This window comes from Pseudoalteromonas sp. RW-H-Ap-1 (assembly GCF_048318575.1).
GTDB lineage: Bacteria > Pseudomonadota > Gammaproteobacteria > Enterobacterales > Alteromonadaceae > Pseudoalteromonas.
The window spans coordinates 160,072-179,236 of record NZ_CP166997.1; the positions used below are offsets into that span (position 1 = coordinate 160,072).

18 protein-coding genes and 2 pseudogenes are annotated in these 19,165 nt (G+C 40.1%); 15 read left to right on the forward strand and 5 right to left on the reverse strand.

Translation table 11 applies throughout. The features are described 5' to 3' along the window. The first annotated feature begins 1 nt into the window (after position 1). From AB8618_RS17185 to AB8618_RS17195, 3 genes are all read left to right on the forward strand, one after another. Positions 2-2,518 (forward strand): TonB-dependent receptor domain-containing protein, encoded by a 2,517-nt coding sequence (locus AB8618_RS17185; RefSeq protein ID WP_418157363.1) that lies wholly within the window; start codon positions 2-4, stop codon positions 2,516-2,518. 202 nt (positions 2,519-2,720) lie between these two features. Beyond that, the gene (gene asd / locus AB8618_RS17190; protein WP_413403302.1) at positions 2,721-3,860 is read left to right on the forward strand and encodes an aspartate-semialdehyde dehydrogenase; all 1,140 of its coding nucleotides are present in this window, start codon (positions 2,721-2,723) and stop codon (positions 3,858-3,860) included. A gap of 137 nt (positions 3,861-3,997) precedes the next feature. Beyond that, positions 3,998-5,956: a methyl-accepting chemotaxis protein gene (locus AB8618_RS17195; RefSeq protein WP_409425975.1), complete on the forward strand. Its 1,959-nt coding sequence runs from the start codon at positions 3,998-4,000 to the stop codon at positions 5,954-5,956. Between the two features lie 37 nt (positions 5,957-5,993). On the opposite strand, the gene AB8618_RS17200 is transcribed toward AB8618_RS17195, so the two are convergent. Then, a complete protein-coding gene (locus tag AB8618_RS17200) occupies positions 5,994-6,797 on the reverse strand; it encodes an ion transporter (RefSeq protein WP_010388826.1) in 804 nt (267 codons plus the stop codon). A gap of 100 nt (positions 6,798-6,897) precedes the next feature. Between AB8618_RS17200 and AB8618_RS17205 the strand changes: the two genes are divergently transcribed. The 5 genes from AB8618_RS17205 to AB8618_RS17225 all read left to right on the forward strand — a co-directional run bounded on the left by AB8618_RS17205 (position 6,898) and on the right by AB8618_RS17225 (position 8,924). Then, positions 6,898-7,104, forward strand: a complete 207-nt coding sequence (locus AB8618_RS17205; protein ID WP_010388825.1) for a hypothetical protein — start codon at positions 6,898-6,900, stop codon at positions 7,102-7,104. Positions 7,105-7,110: 6 nt separating this feature from the next. Further along, entirely contained in the window at positions 7,111-7,398 is a 288-nt protein-coding gene (locus tag AB8618_RS17210; RefSeq protein ID WP_054201572.1) for a hypothetical protein, read from the forward strand. Between the two features lie 137 nt (positions 7,399-7,535). Continuing rightward, on the forward strand, positions 7,536-7,730 hold the full coding sequence (locus tag AB8618_RS17215) for a YwbE family protein (protein ID WP_008468098.1): 195 nt from the start codon (positions 7,536-7,538) through the stop codon (positions 7,728-7,730). After that, the gene (locus AB8618_RS17220; protein ID WP_409425976.1) at positions 7,727-8,245 is read left to right on the forward strand and encodes a DUF4240 domain-containing protein; all 519 of its coding nucleotides are present in this window, start codon (positions 7,727-7,729) and stop codon (positions 8,243-8,245) included. Before AB8618_RS17215 ends, AB8618_RS17220 begins: the two co-directional genes overlap by 4 nt. 223 nt (positions 8,246-8,468) lie before the next feature. After that, complete coding sequence (locus AB8618_RS17225; protein WP_010388821.1) at positions 8,469-8,924, forward strand: hypothetical protein; 456 nt, start codon at positions 8,469-8,471, stop codon at positions 8,922-8,924. Here the strand turns inward: AB8618_RS17225 and AB8618_RS17230 are convergent. From AB8618_RS17230 to AB8618_RS17240, 3 genes are all read right to left on the reverse strand, one after another. Continuing rightward, positions 8,921-10,177, reverse strand: coding sequence for a Y-family DNA polymerase (locus tag AB8618_RS17230; protein ID WP_413403306.1), 1,257 nt, complete (start codon positions 10,175-10,177; stop codon positions 8,921-8,923). The two genes, AB8618_RS17225 and AB8618_RS17230, sit on opposite strands and share 4 nt — an antisense overlap. Then, a complete protein-coding gene (gene umuD, locus AB8618_RS17235; RefSeq protein WP_413403308.1) occupies positions 10,165-10,578 on the reverse strand; it encodes a translesion error-prone DNA polymerase V autoproteolytic subunit in 414 nt (137 codons plus the stop codon). The genes AB8618_RS17230 and umuD overlap by 13 nt, the downstream gene beginning before the upstream one ends. An 81-nt stretch (positions 10,579-10,659) precedes the next feature. Next, positions 10,660-11,079 carry a MarR family winged helix-turn-helix transcriptional regulator gene (locus AB8618_RS17240; protein WP_413403310.1) on the reverse strand — a complete coding sequence of 140 codons (420 nt, stop codon included), beginning with the start codon at positions 11,077-11,079 and terminating at the stop codon, positions 10,660-10,662. 103 nt (positions 11,080-11,182) lie between these two features. Here AB8618_RS17240 and AB8618_RS17245 point away from each other — a divergent pair, with 103 nt between their 5' ends. The 3 genes and pseudogenes from AB8618_RS17245 to AB8618_RS17255 all read left to right on the forward strand — a co-directional run bounded on the left by AB8618_RS17245 (position 11,183) and on the right by AB8618_RS17255 (position 14,248). Continuing rightward, positions 11,183-11,929, forward strand: a complete 747-nt coding sequence (locus AB8618_RS17245; RefSeq protein ID WP_413403312.1) for a siderophore-interacting protein — start codon at positions 11,183-11,185, stop codon at positions 11,927-11,929. A 141-nt stretch (positions 11,930-12,070) separates the two neighbouring features. After that, a pseudogene (locus AB8618_RS17250) lies at positions 12,071-13,059 on the forward strand (LLM class flavin-dependent oxidoreductase). Positions 13,060-13,297: 238 nt separating this feature from the next. Continuing rightward, positions 13,298-14,248: a patatin-like phospholipase family protein gene (locus AB8618_RS17255; RefSeq protein WP_413403572.1), complete on the forward strand. Its 951-nt coding sequence runs from the start codon at positions 13,298-13,300 to the stop codon at positions 14,246-14,248. Positions 14,249-14,350: 102 nt separating this feature from the next. Here AB8618_RS17255 and AB8618_RS17260 read toward each other — a convergent pair whose 3' ends face one another. Beyond that, a complete protein-coding gene (locus AB8618_RS17260; protein WP_054201566.1) occupies positions 14,351-14,782 on the reverse strand; it encodes an Lrp/AsnC family transcriptional regulator in 432 nt (143 codons plus the stop codon). Between the two features lie 167 nt (positions 14,783-14,949). Here AB8618_RS17260 and AB8618_RS17265 point away from each other — a divergent pair, with 167 nt between their 5' ends. From AB8618_RS17265 to AB8618_RS17280, 4 genes and pseudogenes are all read left to right on the forward strand, one after another. Continuing rightward, positions 14,950-16,032 (forward strand): ornithine cyclodeaminase, encoded by a 1,083-nt coding sequence (locus AB8618_RS17265; protein WP_413403315.1) that lies wholly within the window; start codon positions 14,950-14,952, stop codon positions 16,030-16,032. Continuing rightward, a complete protein-coding gene (ctlX, locus tag AB8618_RS17270; protein ID WP_413403317.1) occupies positions 16,029-16,940 on the forward strand; it encodes a citrulline utilization hydrolase CtlX in 912 nt (303 codons plus the stop codon). The genes AB8618_RS17265 and ctlX overlap by 4 nt, the downstream gene beginning before the upstream one ends. A gap of 126 nt (positions 16,941-17,066) precedes the next feature. Next, on the forward strand, positions 17,067-18,473 hold the full coding sequence (locus AB8618_RS17275; protein WP_413403319.1) for an alanine/glycine:cation symporter family protein: 1,407 nt from the start codon (positions 17,067-17,069) through the stop codon (positions 18,471-18,473). 95 nt (positions 18,474-18,568) lie between these two features. Next, a pseudogene (locus AB8618_RS17280) lies at positions 18,569-19,138 on the forward strand (patatin-like phospholipase family protein); the annotation flags it as partial. Positions 19,139-19,165 lie beyond the last annotated feature (27 nt).

Genomic DNA, 19,165 nt, shown 5'->3' on the forward strand with positions numbered 1-19,165 from the left:
AATGGGTTCAGAGCAAATATCTAGAACAGGTGATAGCGATGCCGCTTCTGCACTTCGCCGTGTTACAGGCTTATCGTTAGTTAACGATAAGTTTATTTATGTACGCGGTTTAGGTGAGCGTTATTCAAGCGTGCGTTTAAATGGCGCGGTTGTTCCAAGCCCAGATCTGACTCGAAATGTAATTCCACTTGATATTTTCCCATCAAGTATTATTGAATCTTTAGCTGTTCAAAAAGCCTATTCGCCTAATATGCCTGCGGCTTTTGGTGGTGGTGACGTTAATATCAGGACGAAAAGCATTCCAAGTGATACTTTATTTAAAGTTGAGATTGGTGCTAGCTATAAAGATACAAACGATGAAGGCTACACATACAATGGCGGCAGTGACGACTGGTTAGGTAAAGATGATGGTACACGCGCATTACCAGGAGCCGTTAAAACGGCGTTAAATACCTATATCAATGGCTTGTCTGATATCTCATACAGAAATATAAGAGATGTGGAGTCAAGACGTCAGGGGGCTGATATTGGTCAAGCAGCTGCAATAGACTTAAATAAAAGTTTATCAAAAGCACTACCAAGAGATTTTGGCTTAGAAAAAGAAAGCTTAAACCCTGATGCAGGCATTAAAGCTGTTTATGGCGACCGATTTGATAACTTATTTGGCCTAGACGGATCTTTTGGTTTCTTAGCATCAGTTGCTTATGAAAATGAATGGTCTAATGCAGAGAAGTTTAGCGCAGTACTTTCTTCTGTTGACGCATCTGAATCTGAATGTTCAAAAGATGACTTTACTTGTTACTCTGCCACAGAGAAAGAAGTATCAACAAAGCATAATATAAAATTAAATAGCTCTCTAAATTTAGGTTATAAAATTGGCGGCCATGATTTAACAGCCACCTATATGATGCTACGAGATACTGAAGATGAAGCTTCTGTTGCGCTTTACCAAGAGCCTTCAAAGTCATTAAGCATTGATGCTGGGCAATTACAGCGAAGCCACCTAACCTCTTTTGAGGAACGTGAACTTGAAATACTTCAACTTCGTGGAATGCACAATTTAGAGTGGAGTTTTCTTGAAGGTGTTGGTGTAGATTGGCAATACACTGATTCAACAGCGACGACGAGTATACCTGGCGAGCTTGAAGTAACGGTGCGTGATGAGTACGCCGATGGCGAATATCAACGTACTTTTTATAATGGTAGCTTAGGTGGCAACCCTTATTTGTATCGATTTGTTGAGCTAGAAGACGATGTAGAAAACTGGGGCGTTAATGTTAACAAAGTTTTTTACTTTGATTACGCCGAAGTTGAAATTGCGGGCGGCGGCTATTTTGTTGAAAAAACGCGTGATTACCGCACAGACTTTTTTAACTATCGCTTTAGCCAAACACAGTCTTTAGATTTAGCACAAAGTGAAGAAGAAGCACTGTCAATTGGTAGTTTCTTTGCTAATGATGCTGTTATCGATTCAACGGGTGTAGAGTTATTGTTTCAAGAACCTACAGCCGATGATTACCTAGCAGCGCAAATGATTGATGCTTATTACGGCTCTTTTGATATCACTTTTGCTCAAGATTGGCGTTTAAGTGGTGGTGTGCGTTACGAGGACTTCCGCCAAGTTGCCCTTGCTTTTTCTCGCTCAGCATTCGATCCTGCTTTATTGGCAGATAAATTAAGTGCAGATGCGATAAAACAAGCAAGTGTGATGGAAGATGAGTATTTTACTTCATTATCTATGACATATAGTCAGCAGTCGTACCAGGTTCGTTTTGGTTATGGCAGCACGGTTGTTCGTCCTGACTTGCGTGAGTTAAGCCCTGTTCAATTCCAAGATCCGTTGACCGGTTATCGAACGCTTGGTAATCCATTCTTAGAATCTAGTTACCTAGATAACTTTGATGCACGTATCGAATTTTATATGGACAATGGTGATAACTACTCAGTTGGCGCATTCTATAAAGACATAGATAACCCAATCGAAGCATTATTAACCGAAAGTGACGGCCGTTTTACTCTGCAGTTTGACAATGCAGATACAGCCTATGTTTACGGTATAGAAGCAGAATGGTTAACTGAGTTGCATAGTGATTTATTGGGAGGTGCTTTTTTTACTTCTGGTAATTTAACGGTCAGTGATTCAGAAGTTGAAATTGCACAAGAACAGCGCGCCGACCTTACAAATCTAAAACGACGTATGACTGGCCACTCAAAGTATGTTGCCAACCTACAATTGAATTACGATTCGCATAATGGCATGCACCAAGCTTCAGTTATTTATAACGTATTTGGTGACCGTATTTTAGCTGCGGGTGTTAACAACTTTGATGACGCTTACGAACAACCTTTAAACTCGTTAGACATGGTTTATAGTTACTACCCAACGTTCAATACCACATTAACACTTAAAGTGAAAAATATGTTGGGACAAAACTTTGAAGTAGAACAAAATGATGTGTTAATTCGTTCTCAAGAAACGCCTAGAGAACTGAGCGTCAGCTTTAGCTACGAGTTTTAAGTAAAAGCCCAAGGATAGGATTTATAACAACGCCTAACTACTTATTAGCCCTGTATTTTGTACAGGGCTTTTTTATGTGTATGAAAAATATTTAAGTTACAGTTTATTGACTAGTTTTAGTGTGCTGGTGGTGTTAGCTTAAGGCTGTAAAAATTAAATCTCACGCAATGAATTTTTAATTTTTAATGTATAGGCTCCTTTTATGAATCAAATAGTGGAACAAACAATGAAAAAAGTAGGATTAGTCGGATGGCGCGGCATGGTAGGCTCAGTATTACTAGAGCGAATGAAACAACAACATGATTTTGCACATATCGACACCACCTTTTTCACCACCTCACAAGCAGGTCAGCTTGGCCCAGAGTTAGCAGGTCCAGCTAAACCGCTTTTAGATGCTAGTGATATTTCTGAACTTGCAAAAATGGACATTATTGTTACCTGTCAGGGTGGCGATTATACCAATGCGGTGTACCCAAAATTACGTGAATCGGGTTGGGATGGCTATTGGATAGATGCAGCCTCTGCGCTGCGTATGAGCGATGACAGTATTATCGTACTTGACCCTGTTAACAAAGATGTCATTGAACAAGGGCTTGAGCAAGGCGTTAAAACCTTTGTAGGTGGTAACTGCACGGTTTCACTTATGCTACTAGCACTGGGCGGTTTATTTGAGCACGACCTAATTGAATGGGTAAGCCCAATGACCTACCAAGCAGCATCGGGCGCCGGTGCGCGCAACATGAAAGAACTCATTGCCCAAATGGGTGCTATTCATGCAAGTGTCGCACAGCAATTAGATAATCCAAGTTCAGCTATTTTAGAAATTGATAAAATAGTAAGCGAAAAAATGGCATCGAGTGATTTGCCACAAGACCAATTTGGTGTGCCACTGGCGGGTAGCTTAATCCCATGGATTGATGTGCCTATGCCAAGCGGTCAATCAAAAGAAGAGTGGAAAGCGCAAGTAGAAGCCAACAAAATTTTAGGCTCATCTAAACAGCCTGTACCCATAGATGGTTTATGTGTACGCATTGGTGCAATGCGTTGTCATAGCCAAGCGATGACAATTAAACTACGTGAAGATATTAGCGTAGAAAAAATTGAAGAAATTTTAGCTTCGCACAATGAGTGGGTTAAAGTAATTCCTAATCAGCGCGACATTATCAGTACCGACTTAACCCCAGTTAAAGTAACCGGTACGCTGAGTATTCCTGTGGGCCGTATTCGTAAACTCGCTATGGGCCCAAAATACATCAGCGCCTTTACCGTGGGCGATCAGCTTTTATGGGGTGCAGCGGAGCCACTTCGCCGGATGCTACGAATTATTGTAGACGGCGAGTAAGTTTCTAGTTCATCAAGTTAAAGGGTTAGCAAATTGCTAACCTTTTTTATTGCCTCTTCGAAACATTCTCATATTATTTCTTGCTCAACCCTTTTAGTCACACTATATTCTTAAGAGTGTTTTTAGAGGTTAACTTCATGAATATATCAAAAAAATTAAAGCTCTCTTTTGCATCTGCAATTGCCTTGCCGCTATTAATTATAGCTGCTTTAGTTATTTCCCAAACCAGAGAGCAAGCACTTGATAATTTTTCTCAGTTAAGTGAACGTGAAGCCCGCCAAGTTGATAATGCAATTACTATGTTTTTTGCTGAAATTGCCAAAAACGTGGACTACTTAGCCTCCCACCAAACGATTAAAAATGCCCGTGATAACATAAAAACGCATATGAATGTTGGCACTAAGGTAATGCTTGATCACCCTAACCAAAGTCCGACGGAGCAAGCTGCTTATAGTTTATTTAATCACTTTGGTGAGACTCACCCTGGGCTTGCTTATATTTACATGGGGAATGAACAAGGTGGTTATATTCAATGGCCAATGGGAAACGTAAACGCCAATTATGATCCTCGTCAGCGCCCATGGTACAAAACAGCTAAACAAGCGAACGGTAAAACAACTCGTACTAATGCGTATTACTGGGCTGCTGATGATTTAGTGATTGTATCTACGGTTAAAGCTATTATTGATGACGGTGAATTAATTGGTGCTCAAGGGATGGATGTTTCATTAGGAGGACTTACCGACATTATTGCCGATATTAAATTAGGCGAAACAGGTTACTTAATGTTGATTGAAGACAGCGGCAGTGTGCTAGTGGATGTGAAACACCCAGATTACCGATTCAAAAACCTAGCAGATATTGAGGGGGCTAAATACGCCGATTTAGCTAAAAATAGCAAAGGCCTGTTTGATGTAGATATTGATGGAAAACAGTATATGGCCAATATTTATACGTCTCCCATTTTAGGTTGGAAGTTTATTGGGGTGGTAGAAAAGTCTGAGGTAATGAGTGCGGCCAATGCGATGGCGTACACCATTTTAATTATTAGCGCGATATTAATTGCCGTATTTGTTGCGATAGCGAGTTATATTTCTAAACTTATTTCAGCTCCAATTGTTGAGGTGAGCGATGGTTTAACTGAAATATCGCAAGGCGGCGGTGATTTAACCCAGCGCTTAACAATAAAAACCAAAGATGAAACCGCTAAACTAGCCACCAGCTTTAACTTATTTTTAAATTTGATCAGTGAGCTGGTGAAGCAAATTAATGAATGCGCACAAAATGTTAGTAAAACCTCATCGCAAACATCATCACAAGCAGCTCAACTAACAAGCTCTACTAGCCAACAACAACAAGCTTTAGAAATGGCGGCAACGGCTATTAATGAAATGGCTGCCACTGCTAATGAAGTGTCGAGTAGTTGTGCGAATGCGGCCGATTTGGCGGTTCAAACACAACAAGCATCAGATTTAGGGCAATCGGTTATTACACAAACCGTAGAAAGTGTGGTGCAGCTCTGTGATGTAATAAATAATGCCTCAGCAGACATTACTCAACTTGATACTGAAAGTGAAAATATTATGTCGATTTTGAGCGTTATTCGTGGCATTTCAGAGCAAACCAATTTATTAGCATTGAATGCTGCAATTGAAGCTGCGCGAGCTGGTGAGCATGGGCGTGGTTTTGCAGTGGTTGCTGATGAAGTTCGTGCGTTATCGCAACGTACTGCAGAGTCGACCGAAGAAGTTGCATCGCAGCTTGATAAGTTACGCACGATGTCTTCTAAAGTCTCTAAAGACATGGAACGCAGCATAGAAACCACCAATAAAACTGTAGAACTTGCGCATTCTGCGCAACAACAGTTTAGTGAGATCACGGCATCTATTGTTAATATTAGTGATTTAAATACGCAAATAGCCACCGCTGCTGAAGAGCAGCAACACGTCGCTGAAGACATCAATCGAAATGTGACTGAAATTAAAAACTCGGCTGATGAGGTGAGTGATATTGCTGTTAGCACCAGTGAGAATGGCAATGAAATGAGTCGTCTTTCATCGATATTAACTGATTTAGTAGGTAAGTTTAAAGTATAAACAATAGGGCAAGTGCATACTTGCCCTATTAAATCTGCTACTTATTTTTGAGTAATTGTTTTAACTCTGCCAGTTGTGCTTTCAATTCGTTTACTTGGCCTTGGGTTGCGGGCAGTGAGTCTGTATCGGCTTGCTCTTCTCGGGCATTGCGATGCTCCTCACTCATTACTTCTAAAATAGCCCCCACCATCATATTTAAGAATACAAATGCAGTTAAAAAGATAAAGGTTAAGTAAAAAATCCAACTTAATTTGTATACCGCCATGGTTTCATACATCACGTCGGTCCAATCTTCGAAGGTGGCGATTCTAAACAAGGTAAGCATAGAAATAGAGACATCGCCCCACAGTACTGGGTTTATTTCAGCAAACAACATGCTACCTGTGGCAGCATAAATATAAAAAATCACAAACATTAGCAGCGCGATATAGCCCATTTGCGGGATGGCTTTTATAAGTGAGTTCACTAATAAGCGCAGCTCTGGGATCATAGACACTAAACGTAGTACGCGGAAAATGCGTAGTAGTCGAGCAATAAAAATAGTCGAGCCTGCCGCAGGGTATAAACTACCTATCACTATAATGAAGTCAAATATGTTCCAGCCTTTGGAGAAAAAATCTTTGATCCCTTTACTGGCAATATAACGAATAACCAATTCGATCAAGAAAAACACTGTGATGCCTATATCCATCCAATGTAGAAATAGCTCAGCAGTAGGGTGTAATGAATAGGTATGTGCACCCACGGTCAGTGCAGAAACCACAATAACTGCAATAACAAAGGATTGAAATAATTTACTTTTATCGATACGCTGGAACAGCTCTTGTAACTGCGACAACATCATAACGTGCCCTTAACGGTTATAAATATAAAACCAGTGCAATATACAGCAAAAGTAACGAAAATTAGTAGTTTTCCGGTGAAAATATAAGGAATTTTGAATGTTAAATAATAACTTAAAGTATCTACTTTCGTTATCTGTAATCGTAGTGTTAGCAGGGTGTAGCAGCGATAGCCGCTATCATGAAATTCAATCAGCCCGATTAGGTGAGTGCAGCCATATGGCCGACAAGGAATACCATGAATGTGTTAAACAACAACAAGACAGCTACAAAGAATTCAAAAAACAACAAATCGCCGAGCAGTAATAAACCATGACCAAAACCCAAAAGCAGCTAGATAAACGTATTCGTCAGCAATTAACACTGGCTTGCGAGCAAATAAAAGATAACGTTGAGGGCTTTAGCTTTCTTACTCACTCGGTTGATTTAAACAATTTACCTTCTAAGTTTACTGTAAGTTGTTATTTTATTGATGATATTGCACTAGAGCAGGCTAAACAAAATAACCAGCTAGATTACATTGTGCAGCTTATTTGTAATGCATTAGCTAGTTTAAATATTCATATAAAAAACAATGCTATTTCATTTCTTAAGCAGTAAAAATCGGTACTGTGTTTTTGTTTGATTATCCCTCATTTTAAGCTGTATTTGGCATTTATGGTCTTAGTAAAAGCTTTAATATGGAGAGATTCTATTAAGCAGGCTATAATCGCAAAAAATTGTAATAGAGATTAAATATGGCCGTTCCAACACGCTCGCAAATAACGCCAGGCACAGAGGTTAATATTGTGCTTAAACAAGATCAACGCAGTGGTACTTTAACCAATGGTATTGTGTCGCGTTTATTGACCAAGTCACCTAATCACCCGCACGGAATAAAAGTACAATTAGAAGACGGCCAAGTGGGTCGGGTAAAAGAGATCATTGCATGAGTGAGCTAACCTTAACTGATTTTTGGCGACTGGTTACAGTGAAAGATAAAACCGCAGAGCCCGATTCAGTGTGCCAATCGCTTAAGTTGGCACTGAGTGACTTATCAGATGAGCAATTAATTGAATTTGATAAGCAGTTTAGTATTTGTATGCGCCAAAGTTATACCTGGGATTTATTTGGTGCGGCGTTTGTTATGGCGGGCTGTAATGACGAATATGGCTTTTCAGAATTTCGTTGTTGGTTAATATCCCGTGGTGAAGCCGCATTTAAAGCTGCGCTAGAAAACCCAGATAGCCTCGCTCAGTGCACACCGCTTTATTTTTTAAATGAGCAACCTTATCCGTATTTAGATGAGTATGACTTAATTGCAGGTTTGTTATATGAAGAACGTAACGACGATGAGTTACCCTTTATTCCCTCAGGGCTTGAACAACCTAAAGGTAAGCGCTTTAAAGACAAACCTAAGTTTTTAAAACAAAATTACCCGCAATTATTTGCTAAGTATTGGCAATAACTCAGCTTGTTATTAATGCATTTTCTTCCCCCTTTATGTAATAAAGCTTACGTCTAGTTTAATCTTATTTGTTGTTAGCTACGTATTTTAAGTTAGTTTTTGCGCAGCTGCTCATAGTAATACGACTTCGCATCTTTTATAGTAAATCTCTGTTATAGTTAGAAATAGCTAAGGCATAGTCACATTGCTTGATCATGGTTGATACACGAGGATAGAGCTTATAATGAAATGTTTCACACTGGTTTTACTTACCATAAGCCTTTTTAGCTGTTATGCAGTGGCAGGCCCAAGTAATAAAACTCGCTTTATTCCACTATTAAAAACTAAGCTAGGTAATTACGAAGTTACCTCAAGTAACTCGGGTTTGTGCACTAATAGTCGATTGCAATTTAATAACCCTGAAGATCCTGAGCAAGGTTTTAGCTTAGGTAAAGAGATTTTGTTTAACTCATTACATAATGGCACTCGTACTATTCAAAAGCCTAATTATTGTTTTATTACCAGCTCACTTAAATACAAAACTAATGGCCTCGAAAATGGTTTACGTATGAGCCGATGTGATAATCCAATTCACGAAAGAACCATTAAACAAACTATTACTTTTTTAACCGATAACACCCTTAAATACACCTTAGATAACCCAAGTGTAGAATGCGAATTTATTAAAGTTGCTGACTAACACTGTATTTTAGGAATATCGCGCCAACGTGTTGTGTATTGCGGCGATAAAAAAGCTCTATTCATATGCCAGCGTTCATTTAGTTGGCTGCTTGCTACGCTAAGCATTCCTTTCCCAAAGCGATGATTTATCGCATCTAGGCAGCCCATTAACTGCGGGTTATCGGTTTGTTTCTCAAATAAAGTATGTTGTTGAAACTGCTGTGGGCTAAGCTCTAATGCACCCACTCCACATTTATAAAAACGAATACCCGGCTGATATATCTGCTCAAAACTCTTTGATACTGCACTTGCTATAACACGGGTATCGTTAGTGGGCGGATCAAATTGATGCATAGCTGACTTTTTATAAAAGGCTTGCTCATGTGATGAGCTGGCGGCAAAAATATAAATACGATGAGTGAGCGACTGTTGCGCTCTTAATTTTTGTGCAACCACGCTGGCATGATTTATTAATGCGGTTCTCACTGCATCAGGATCGTTAAGGCGCTGGCCAAAACTACGCGTTGAAAAAATAGCTTGCTTGTCTTGGCGAACATCATCCCAGTTTAAACAGGTAATGCCATTGAGTTCGTTAATTGTGCGCTCAAGCACCACGCTAAATTGGCGACGAATTGTTTTTGGACTTTGCTGAGCTAGTTGCCATGCGGTATTAATATTCATTAGCGCCAGTTTTTTAGCTAAACGTTTGCCCACTCCCCATACATCCTGGCAGTGCATTTGCTGTAAAATAGCTTGTCGGCTTGCTTCATCATCAATCACGGCAACCCCATTAAAGCCAGTTAGCTTTTTAGCAGCATGATTCGCGGCTTTGGCTAAGGTTGGTGTTGGCCCAAAACCAACCCCAACAGGGAGTTTGGTTTCGCGCCATACCGTACGTCTAATTAGCTGACCGTAGTGGTGCCAATCGGTAATTAATGGCTGATAGCCTTTAAAGTGCAAAAACGATTCGTCAATACTGTAAATATGCTGGGTATCACAAAAGCGAGCAATAACGTTCATCATCCGGTCGCTTAAATTAGCGTATAGTTCATAGTTACTAGAGCGTACAACCACATTGTTTTGTTCTAGTAACTGCTTAACTTTAAAGTAAGGGCCAAATTTAGGAATATTAAGCTTACGCGCAATTGGGCAGACCGCACACACACAGCCGTCATTATTGGTAAGCACCACCACCGGTTTTGAACGAATTGCGGGGTCAAATACCTTTTCAGCACTGGCATAAAAAGCAACCGCATCAACTAAGGCATACATGAAAGTATCTCAGGGCTTTGGCGATGTAATCTAATTGAGCGAGTTACCACGCCTTCAAGCTGAAATTCATCAGACTCGGTTAATTGCACGGGTTTATAAGCAGCAGAAGCCGAGAGCAGCCGCGCATTGGTTTTATCTAGCAACTTACACACAAATAAACCATTTAAGTTTGCCACAATAACATCGCCATCTTTAGGAATCTCTGCACGGTCAACTAATAGTAAGTCGCCCTCAAAAATACCAATTTCTTGCATAGAGCACCCAGACGCTATCCCAATAAACGTGGCATCAGGATGCTTTATTAATAACTCGTCAAGTGATATCCCTAGCTCACTATACTGCGCTGCAGGTGACTCAAATCCGCATACACCGGCCTCTATATAAATGGAAATAACAAACATAACACAACCTAAAACGCATATACTGTATAAGTGTACAGTATATGCGTTTTGTATCAGTTATGCCAAGTAATGAATGGCAGATCAATCCATGTTTTTGATCATTTGTTGGGCAGTATGTAAAAAGTCATTGATTTGCTGTGGGTTTAAGTTTCTACACATTTGCGCATTTACTTGCTCTTCGGCGGCTAATAGCTTGTCATAAAGCGTGCGACCTTCAGAGGTAAATGACAAAATAAAACAGCGCTTGTCGTGCTCACTGGCATCTTTGTTAATTAACTTTAATGCGATTAACTCTTTCACTAAGCGTGCGATTTGGGCCTTGTCGCGCTGGGTCTGATTAACAATATCGTTAGCAGTGCACTGAGTTGTTGTTGCAATAATATGCAGGCAACGTACGTGCATTGCGTTTAAGCCAAGCTCGCCCGCATTAATCGCTTCGCGTATGGTAACGCGATAATTTTGCATTAAAGCAAATAATGTATTGGCTAATGAGATATGCATAGGGAATCCATAATGGTTGATAAAGTCAATTAAATTGATATAGTTGATTTTATCAACCAATGGGGCGTTGTGCAATTCATCTTTTTTAGTGAGGTAAATTTATATGGGTAAAAAAGTACGCAAAGCAACCGTATTAAGCACAAAGCAAATAACCCCACATTTACAACGCATTATTGTCGGCTCAGATGAGTTTAACGACCTAAGTGCCCAATACATTGGTAACTACGTTAAGGTGCTTATTCCACAAAATGGCCGCGTTGACTTTAATATTAAAACTACGTGTATGCGTTCATACACTATAAGACATGTTGATGAGCACACCGGCGCACTTACCCTCGACTTTGTGATAAATATGCACCAAGGTCCAGCCACTAATTGGGCTAAAGAAGCAAAAGTAGGCGATGAAGTGGGTATAGCAGGGCCAGGCCCTAAAAAGTTGGATAACTATGATCATTCATATTATCTATTACTTGGCGATTTAACTTCGGTTAATGCAATTAAAGGCTACGTGCAACAATTGCCTATAAACGCAAAAATTGACGCGATTATTCATGCACCAACAAAAGATGATGTGATTAGCTTAGACTCCTCGCGTGATGTAACTTGGTTAATAACAAATACCCCCGATACAGATATGATAAACGCATTAAAATCGCTACCACTTAGTGAGCAACAACCTATTGTATTTATGGCACTAGAGGCCGGATTAGTACGCAAAGCAAAAACCGTATTAACTGATGAATTAGCTATACCGCGTAGTAAAATTGTTTCATCGGGTTATTGGAAAAAAGGCCTTGATTCAGAGGCATATAAACTAAACCGCCAACAAACTGCAGCTAAAAGTAGCTAGCTTTTTGTCGCTCAATCGCAACACCTTAGCGTTTCAAGATAAGCTGCCTTGAATTGGTGTAATTTACACCCATCTCTTACTTTAGATTTATTATTTATGGCTAGCACGTCATAAATCGCTATTTAATTTGGAGATGCTGCTTTGTTATCAACTATCCCTTTTTCATTACTTGAACTGGCGCCTATGCCTAAAGGGGCCACGGTTAGTGACACCTTAAACAAAAGTACAGCCTACGCACAAAAAGCAGACCAATTAGGTTTTAACCGTTTTTGGTTAGCCGAGCATCATAATATGCCTGGGATTGTTTGTGCCGCCACTTCAATTTTAGTAGGGCACATAGCCGGCAACACTAAAAAAATACGCGTAGGGTCGGGTGGAATTATGTTACCTAATCATGCGCCTTTAGTTGTGGCTGAGCAATTTGGCACCTTAGAGAGTTTGTATCCTGGTCGAATTGATTTAGGGCTAGGGCGCGCACCAGGTAGCGATCCGGTGACAGTCGCGCCTTAAATAACGACATTAGCCGCGCTGAAAACTTTCCTAATGAAGTAAGCGAGTTACAAACACTATTAGGCCCATACGAGGGAACTAAGCGTGTACGAGCAATACCCGGTGAAAACACTAATGTGCCTATTTGGCTGTTAGGCTCAAGTTTATTTAGTGCCCAGTTAGCAGCGCAAAAAGGATTACCCTATGTATTTGCGGGCCACTTTGCACCGCGTTTTGTACATGATGCAATAGCCTTATATAAACGAGAATTTAAACCATCAAATGTATTAGTTAAGCCTTATGTAATGTTGGCATTACCTTTAGTGGCTGCCGATACAGATGAAGAAGCACAATACTTATCAACCACTTCAAAACAGCGGGTACTGTCGTTAATCAGAGGCGATGAGGTGTGGTTAAAACCCCCAGTAGAAACAATGGAGGGTTTATGGAGCGAACAAGAGCGTGCTCAAGTTGAGAGCTTTTTAAGGCTAAGTGTGACCGGTGGGCCAGCGAGCATTAAACACAAATTAGAAATGATCGTGAACCAATTAGAGGTCGATGAGCTTATATTCACCAACGATTTATATGACGCTAAAAAACGCCATCGTGCGTTAAAAATATTAATGGAAATAAAGAATTAAGCTGTTTATTAAGCAAGTGTACACGCAACCATAGTTACACTAATAACCAAATAGAGAATCGAGTTACAGATTGAGTAAAAATGAATGATTTATATTTTCAATCGAACTGATTCAATTAATCTGTTTTAAGGATTTAATTAAACGCGTTAAAGTGAAGCCATAACCAGTTAAGTTAACAACAAAGAGGTACACCGTGAAATCTCAAATAAATGTTGCTCCACATACACTCAATAAGCCTATGCACCCTAAAACTGCATTGATTGCTGAAGGTGGAGGCCAGCGAGGGATATTTACAGCCGGTGTACTTGACGCGTGGTTAGAGCAAAACTACGACCCGTTTGATTTATTTATAGGCACGTCTGCGGGCTCGCAAAATTTAACCAGTTATTTAGCGCGTCAAAAAGGTTACGCAAAACGCTTGATCAGAGGGCTTTCGCGTCATAAACGTTTTTTTCAGTTAGGTCGTGGCCTAATGGGTAAACACATTGTTGACTTAGACTGGTATTTCGAAAAAACCACTGAGGTTAATAGAGCATTAGACTTTAAAGCGGCAAAAAATAGCCTTGGTGATAGAGAACTACTGATCACTACAACCAATGCACGTGATCGTAAGCCGTATTATCTATCTCCTACTGGCGATGGCAAACACTGGCGAGAGCTATTAAAAGCGTCAAGTGCTTTACCTTTTTTGTATAAACAAGGTGTTCAACTCACTCCTTGGTTAGGCTCAAAAGCGGCAAACGAAGCACATTTAGCTGCAGAGCAATCGAATGAAGATTTTTATTTAGATGGCGGCTTAGCTGCGCCATTGCCTGTACGCGAAGCTTATAATCGTGGCGCACGAAAAATCGTGGTAATAAGAACCGTTGATGAGAATTTTCAAGCGCAAACTGCATGGGTTCAAAAGCTTAGAACATTTGCATGTGCATCAGGCTACTGCCCAAAAACACTTGATTACTTGATTCAACACGAGCAAGCATACCTAGACGAGCTATCATTTATAGCCAATCCGCCTAGTGATGTAGAAATCATACAAATTTTTGCAGACGAAAAGCTGCACAGTAAATTATTAGGCAGCTCTAACGATGATTTACGCTTTGATCATAAACTAGGTGTAAAAGCAGGCCGCGCTTATTTAAAAAGCCAAAATACACGTATAGTAGATTATGCACACAGCTACGCCATGTAGCTGTGTATTAAGGTTAAACTTAAATCCCATTAAGTTTAACCGGTAATAAATAAATCGAGTATTGCCTAAAATACTTTAAGTAAAGCATGGCGTTAATTAAACCTAAGTAGATGACAATAATATACTGGTTTCGCTATTTAAAATGCCTTCTATTTCGCGCACTTGCCTAAGGACGCCATCAAACTCACCTAAATTTGCAGCCTGTATTTCAGCTACTAAATCCCAAGCTCCGTTGGTTGTATGTAACTTTGTTAGCTCTGGTATGCCGCGAAGAGTTTTAATTACCTGCGATGTAGATTTACCCACCACTTCAACCATCATTATTGCTCTTACAGCTTCGGTTTCTATGTGTTCATGTACACGCACCGTAAAGCCTAATATAGCGCCCGATGAAACTAAACGGTCCAAGCGATTTTGCACCGTCCCGCGTGACACCTTTAAAACATCGGCTAGGGCTGAAATAGAAGCGCGGCCATCTTTTCGTAATTCGGCTATTAATGCGTTATCTAGTGAGTCGTAAATGTAAGGGGTCATAAAACGTCTTGGGTTATGTGTTTATTACAAATTACTAAATTTGTACTTTAATGCATAGCAATTTGCTAAAAAACAATACTATTTGTATGAATTTTTGGCATTTTAACTGTCACCTCTGGCCTATAAACTTATTTCTATTAATTTATTTAGTCATTAAAGAGGTATTTATGAGTCATTTTATAGCAGAGCCAAAACAAGGTGTTCCATTTGTTAGCGTACAGGCAATGGCCAAACTTATAACTAAAGTCGGAATAGAAAATGTATTACTTGAGCTTACCCAAAGATTAGAACAAGACTTTGCTCGCTGGGACGAATTTGATAAATCGCCACGTTATGCGGCGCACTCTCCTGATGGCGTAATAGAGCTTATGCCCGTAAGCGACGGTGAAATGTTTAGCTGCAAATATGTAAATGGTCATCCAAAAAATACGTTTAAAGAACTTCAAACGGTTGCGGCATTTGGAATTTTATCGGATGTTGATAGCGGCTATCCGGTTATGATCAGCGAAATGTGCTTACTCACGGCCTTACGCACAGCGGCTACATCGGCGCTTGTGGCAAAGTATTTAGCACCCAAACACTCAACAACGCTTACATTAATTGGTAATGGTGCGCAGTCTGAGTTTCAGGCATTAGCGTTTAAAGCCGTATTAGGCATTACCCACATTCGTTTATACGATATTGATAAGAACGCCTCTAAAAAAGCCTACAACAACTTAAGTGGTTACGGTTTAAATGTAACTATATGCAATAGCGCAGAAGAAGCCGTGCAAAGTGCGCACATTATTACAACCTGCACAGCCGATAAAAAAAATGCCACTATTTTAACCAGCGATATGATCCCCCAAGGTGTGCATTTAAATGCGATTGGTGGCGACTGCCCTGGGAAAACTGAGCTTGATTTAGCTTTACTGGAACGCGCTAATGTATTTGTAGAGTATGAGCCGCAAACCAGAATAGAGGGCGAAATACAGCAAATGGGCGAAACCTTTGCCGTGACCGAGTTTCATAAAGTAATTAATAAACAAACACCCGGGCGTACAAGTAACGACGAGCTTACTATTTTTGATGGGGTAGGTTTTGCGAGCGAAGACTTTACCGCGCTGGTTTATATTAAAGACGCGCTGGTGGCTGCGGGTGAGTTTTCATTACTTGATTTAATTACACAACAAGCCGATCCGCGTAATTTATTTTCGGTACTTAATAGTGCGCAAACATCAAAAACAACTAAGCAAGAGCAAGTCGCATGAGCCACATAAAGCAAGCACCAACAGCGGTGGTTATGGTGCGCCCGCATCACTTTACATCTAACCCACAAACTATGTTAGACAACACGTTTCAAAGTACCTGCAACTCACAAAACCAGAGTCAGCTTGCCTTTGACGAAGTAACTAATGCGGTTAAATTATTACACAACGAGGGCGTAAAGGTTCATCTTTTTGAAGACGAACATACACACACGCCCGATTCTGTGTTTCCAAATAATTGGTTTTCTACCCATCAAAGTGGCGAGCTAGTTATGTACCCAATGTACGCAGAAAACAGAAGATTAGAATATCGAAAAGATATTATTGATTTTTTGACTAATCACTATAAAGTGTTATCTGTGACTGACTATTCATTTTTAGCGAAAGAAAATTCATTTTTAGAAGGTACAGGATCGCTTGTTATTGACCACCCACATAAGCTTGCTTATGCAGTAGAATCTAAGCGCACTACTAAAGCTGTGGTTAATACAGTATGCGAGCAATTAAAGCTAAAACCCTTTGTATTTAATGCCTACGATGAGCAAGGTACTGCGGTTTATCATACTAATGTATTGATGTGTGTAGCCACAGAGTTTGCCATGATCAGCTTAAATATGGTGCCAAATAGTCAGCACAAACAATTAACAAGCCATTTTATACAAAGCCATTTAGAAGTAATCAACTTAACTAATGAGCAAATAAGTAGCTTTTGCGGCAATGCAATAGAGCTACAAGGTACAAATGGTCGTATTTTAGCACTCTCACAAACGGCGTTTAATGCACTTACAACCGAGCAAAAAGCAGCAATACAAAGAACAGCTAAACTTGTTCCGTTACCTATACCAACCATAGAGTCGGCGGGAGGTTCGGTTAGATGCATGATTGCTGGTATACACCTGCAAAGTAAATAACCTACCACTAAGTCAACATTCTAAGGCAGCTTAGCTGCGTTAAGCTATGGCTAACATGCATTATTAAATGCAAATTACTCAACTACTCGCTGAGTAAAAACATAATAAATACAAAAGGATTAGCCCATGTTCGATACCGTAGTAAAAAGTGTAAATGGCCTATTATGGGGAGAAGGCCAAATACTAATTTACATACTACTGTTTGCAGGTATTTGGTTTTCGGTACGTTTAAAAGCAATTCAACTTGTTAAATTTAAGCATATGTTTAGCCTGTTAAAAGGCAGTAATAAGTGTAATAAAAACGATATTTCATCATTTCAAGCGCTCTGCACTGGGCTGTGTGCACGAGTAGGCACTGGTAATTTAGCCGGTGTGGCTGTGGCAATATCACTCGGTGGTAGCGGTGCCATATTTTGGATGTGGGTCATTGCTATACTGGGCATGGCAACCGGATTTGCAGAAAGTATTTTAGGCCAGGTATATAAAATTCGCGACAGCAATGGCGAATTTAGAGGCGGTCCTGCGTATTATATTCAACAAGGCTTAGGCAGTCGTGCATTTGCTATTGTGTTTGCCGCCTGTTTGTTTTTAGGTTACGGCTTTACCTTTAGCGCCATGCAAACCAATACTATTACTGATGCATTAAATTACGCATTTGAAATACCCACTTTTTACTCAGGTGTTGTGATCACACTTTTAGCAGGCTCTATTATTTTAGGCGGCTTTAAAGCCATTGCCCGATTTGCTGAGCGAGTAGTACCTGTTATGGGCATTGTGTTTGTGCTTGTTGCTGTGGTAATTACATTGATTAACTTCACCCAAGTACCAGCCATGCTTAAAGATATATTTTTATCTGCGTTTGGCTTACAAGAAGCGGGCGCAGGCGCCATGGGGGCAGCCATTAAAAACGGTATACAACGCGGTTTATATTCTAATGAGGCTGGCGCGGGAAGTGTGCCGCATGCATCGGCAAGTGCCAGTCCAATACCAAACCACCCAGCTACGCAAGGCTACATACAAATGTTAGGAGTGTTTTTCGATACCATCGTATTGTGTAGTTGTACCGCAGTTATTATTTTATTGGCAGATGTAGATATAAGCGGTGAAATGGAAGGCATACGCTTAACGCAAAGCGCCATGACCTCACACTTAGCACAAGGCGGCGTGTACTTTGTAGCCGCTGCAATTACTTTATTTGCTTTTACCTCAGTGGTTGCTAACTACGCCTACGCCGAAAGTAACCTGCACTTATTTAAGCTCGATAACAAAGTAGGGCGCGGTATTTATACTTTGCTTTATTTATCAATGATGTTGTGGGGCGCATCAGCCACCTTAAAACAAGTATGGGATTTAGCTGATATTGCGTTAGGGTTAATGACAGTAGTAAACGTAATCGCTATTATACTACTCACACCGACTATTTTGTCTGTTACTAACGACTACCACGCACAAAGAGACAAAGGCATAGAGCCTGAGTTTAAGGTAAAAAACGTAAAAGTGCAGGGCAAATGTGAAGACGGAATTTGGGATTAAGATTAAAGTTTAATAATGTTGTTGTTGCATAAGTATTCAATTTTAAGTTTGGCTTTAACAACATTAAACTGCGACTCTATAGGTAGTATTTTTAGATGATCGACATTTATGCGGGTAAAACGGCTGCAAAAATAATAAACGAACAAGGGTTTAAACCCGATCTTTTTACCTCGTTTTTAGGGGCAAGTGGCGGGCCTAAATGGTTTACCTTATTTGGTTTAGACAAATATATATTTGGCGAATTTTTTAAACATCGCACTCAACCGCTTAATTTAATTGGCTCATCTGCAGGGGCTTTTCGTTCAGCGTGTTTTGCACAAAACGATCCAGTTGCAGCCATTAAGCGGTTAGCAAAATCGTATTCGCAAACCCGATATTCTAGTAATAAACCAACGCCCGCTGAAATTACACTTAAAGCCCGCGCACTATTAGATGATGTATTTGGTGATGATGGCGTAAATCAAATTATAAATAACCCCCTATTTAAAGCGCATTTTATAGTGGCAAAATCTAACGGCTTTATTGCCAGCGAACATAAGTTAATACAGCTTTTGGGTTTATCAAAAAGTTATATGCTTAACCGCGTTAATCGAAAATTATTAGGCGCTCAGTACGAGCGTTTTATTTTTGGCGCGCCCAATAGTAATTTAAGTATTACCGACAGCTGTGTGGACTTCCCATAGTTTGCTAGA

Coding starts and splice junctions, on each gene's coding strand:
- AB8618_RS17185 (WP_418157363.1), top strand. CDS start 2: ATGGGTTCAGAGCAAATATCTAGAACAGGTGATAGCGATGCCGCTTCT.
- asd (WP_413403302.1), top strand. CDS start 2,721: ATGAATCAAATAGTGGAACAAACAATGAAAAAAGTAGGATTAGTCGGA.
- AB8618_RS17195 (WP_409425975.1), top strand. CDS start 3,998: ATGAATATATCAAAAAAATTAAAGCTCTCTTTTGCATCTGCAATTGCC.
- AB8618_RS17200 (WP_010388826.1), bottom strand. CDS start 6,797: ATGTTGTCGCAGTTACAAGAGCTGTTCCAGCGTATCGATAAAAGTAAA.
- AB8618_RS17205 (WP_010388825.1), top strand. CDS start 6,898: ATGTTAAATAATAACTTAAAGTATCTACTTTCGTTATCTGTAATCGTA.
- AB8618_RS17210 (WP_054201572.1), top strand. CDS start 7,111: ATGACCAAAACCCAAAAGCAGCTAGATAAACGTATTCGTCAGCAATTA.
- AB8618_RS17215 (WP_008468098.1), top strand. CDS start 7,536: ATGGCCGTTCCAACACGCTCGCAAATAACGCCAGGCACAGAGGTTAAT.
- AB8618_RS17220 (WP_409425976.1), top strand. CDS start 7,727: ATGAGTGAGCTAACCTTAACTGATTTTTGGCGACTGGTTACAGTGAAA.
- AB8618_RS17225 (WP_010388821.1), top strand. CDS start 8,469: ATGAAATGTTTCACACTGGTTTTACTTACCATAAGCCTTTTTAGCTGT.
- AB8618_RS17230 (WP_413403306.1), bottom strand. CDS start 10,177: ATGTATGCCTTAGTTGATGCGGTTGCTTTTTATGCCAGTGCTGAAAAG.
- umuD (WP_413403308.1), bottom strand. CDS start 10,578: ATGTTTGTTATTTCCATTTATATAGAGGCCGGTGTATGCGGATTTGAG.
- AB8618_RS17240 (WP_413403310.1), bottom strand. CDS start 11,079: ATGCATATCTCATTAGCCAATACATTATTTGCTTTAATGCAAAATTAT.
- AB8618_RS17245 (WP_413403312.1), top strand. CDS start 11,183: ATGGGTAAAAAAGTACGCAAAGCAACCGTATTAAGCACAAAGCAAATA.
- AB8618_RS17255 (WP_413403572.1), top strand. CDS start 13,298: ATGCACCCTAAAACTGCATTGATTGCTGAAGGTGGAGGCCAGCGAGGG.
- AB8618_RS17260 (WP_054201566.1), bottom strand. CDS start 14,782: ATGACCCCTTACATTTACGACTCACTAGATAACGCATTAATAGCCGAA.
- AB8618_RS17265 (WP_413403315.1), top strand. CDS start 14,950: ATGAGTCATTTTATAGCAGAGCCAAAACAAGGTGTTCCATTTGTTAGC.
- ctlX (WP_413403317.1), top strand. CDS start 16,029: ATGAGCCACATAAAGCAAGCACCAACAGCGGTGGTTATGGTGCGCCCG.
- AB8618_RS17275 (WP_413403319.1), top strand. CDS start 17,067: ATGTTCGATACCGTAGTAAAAAGTGTAAATGGCCTATTATGGGGAGAA.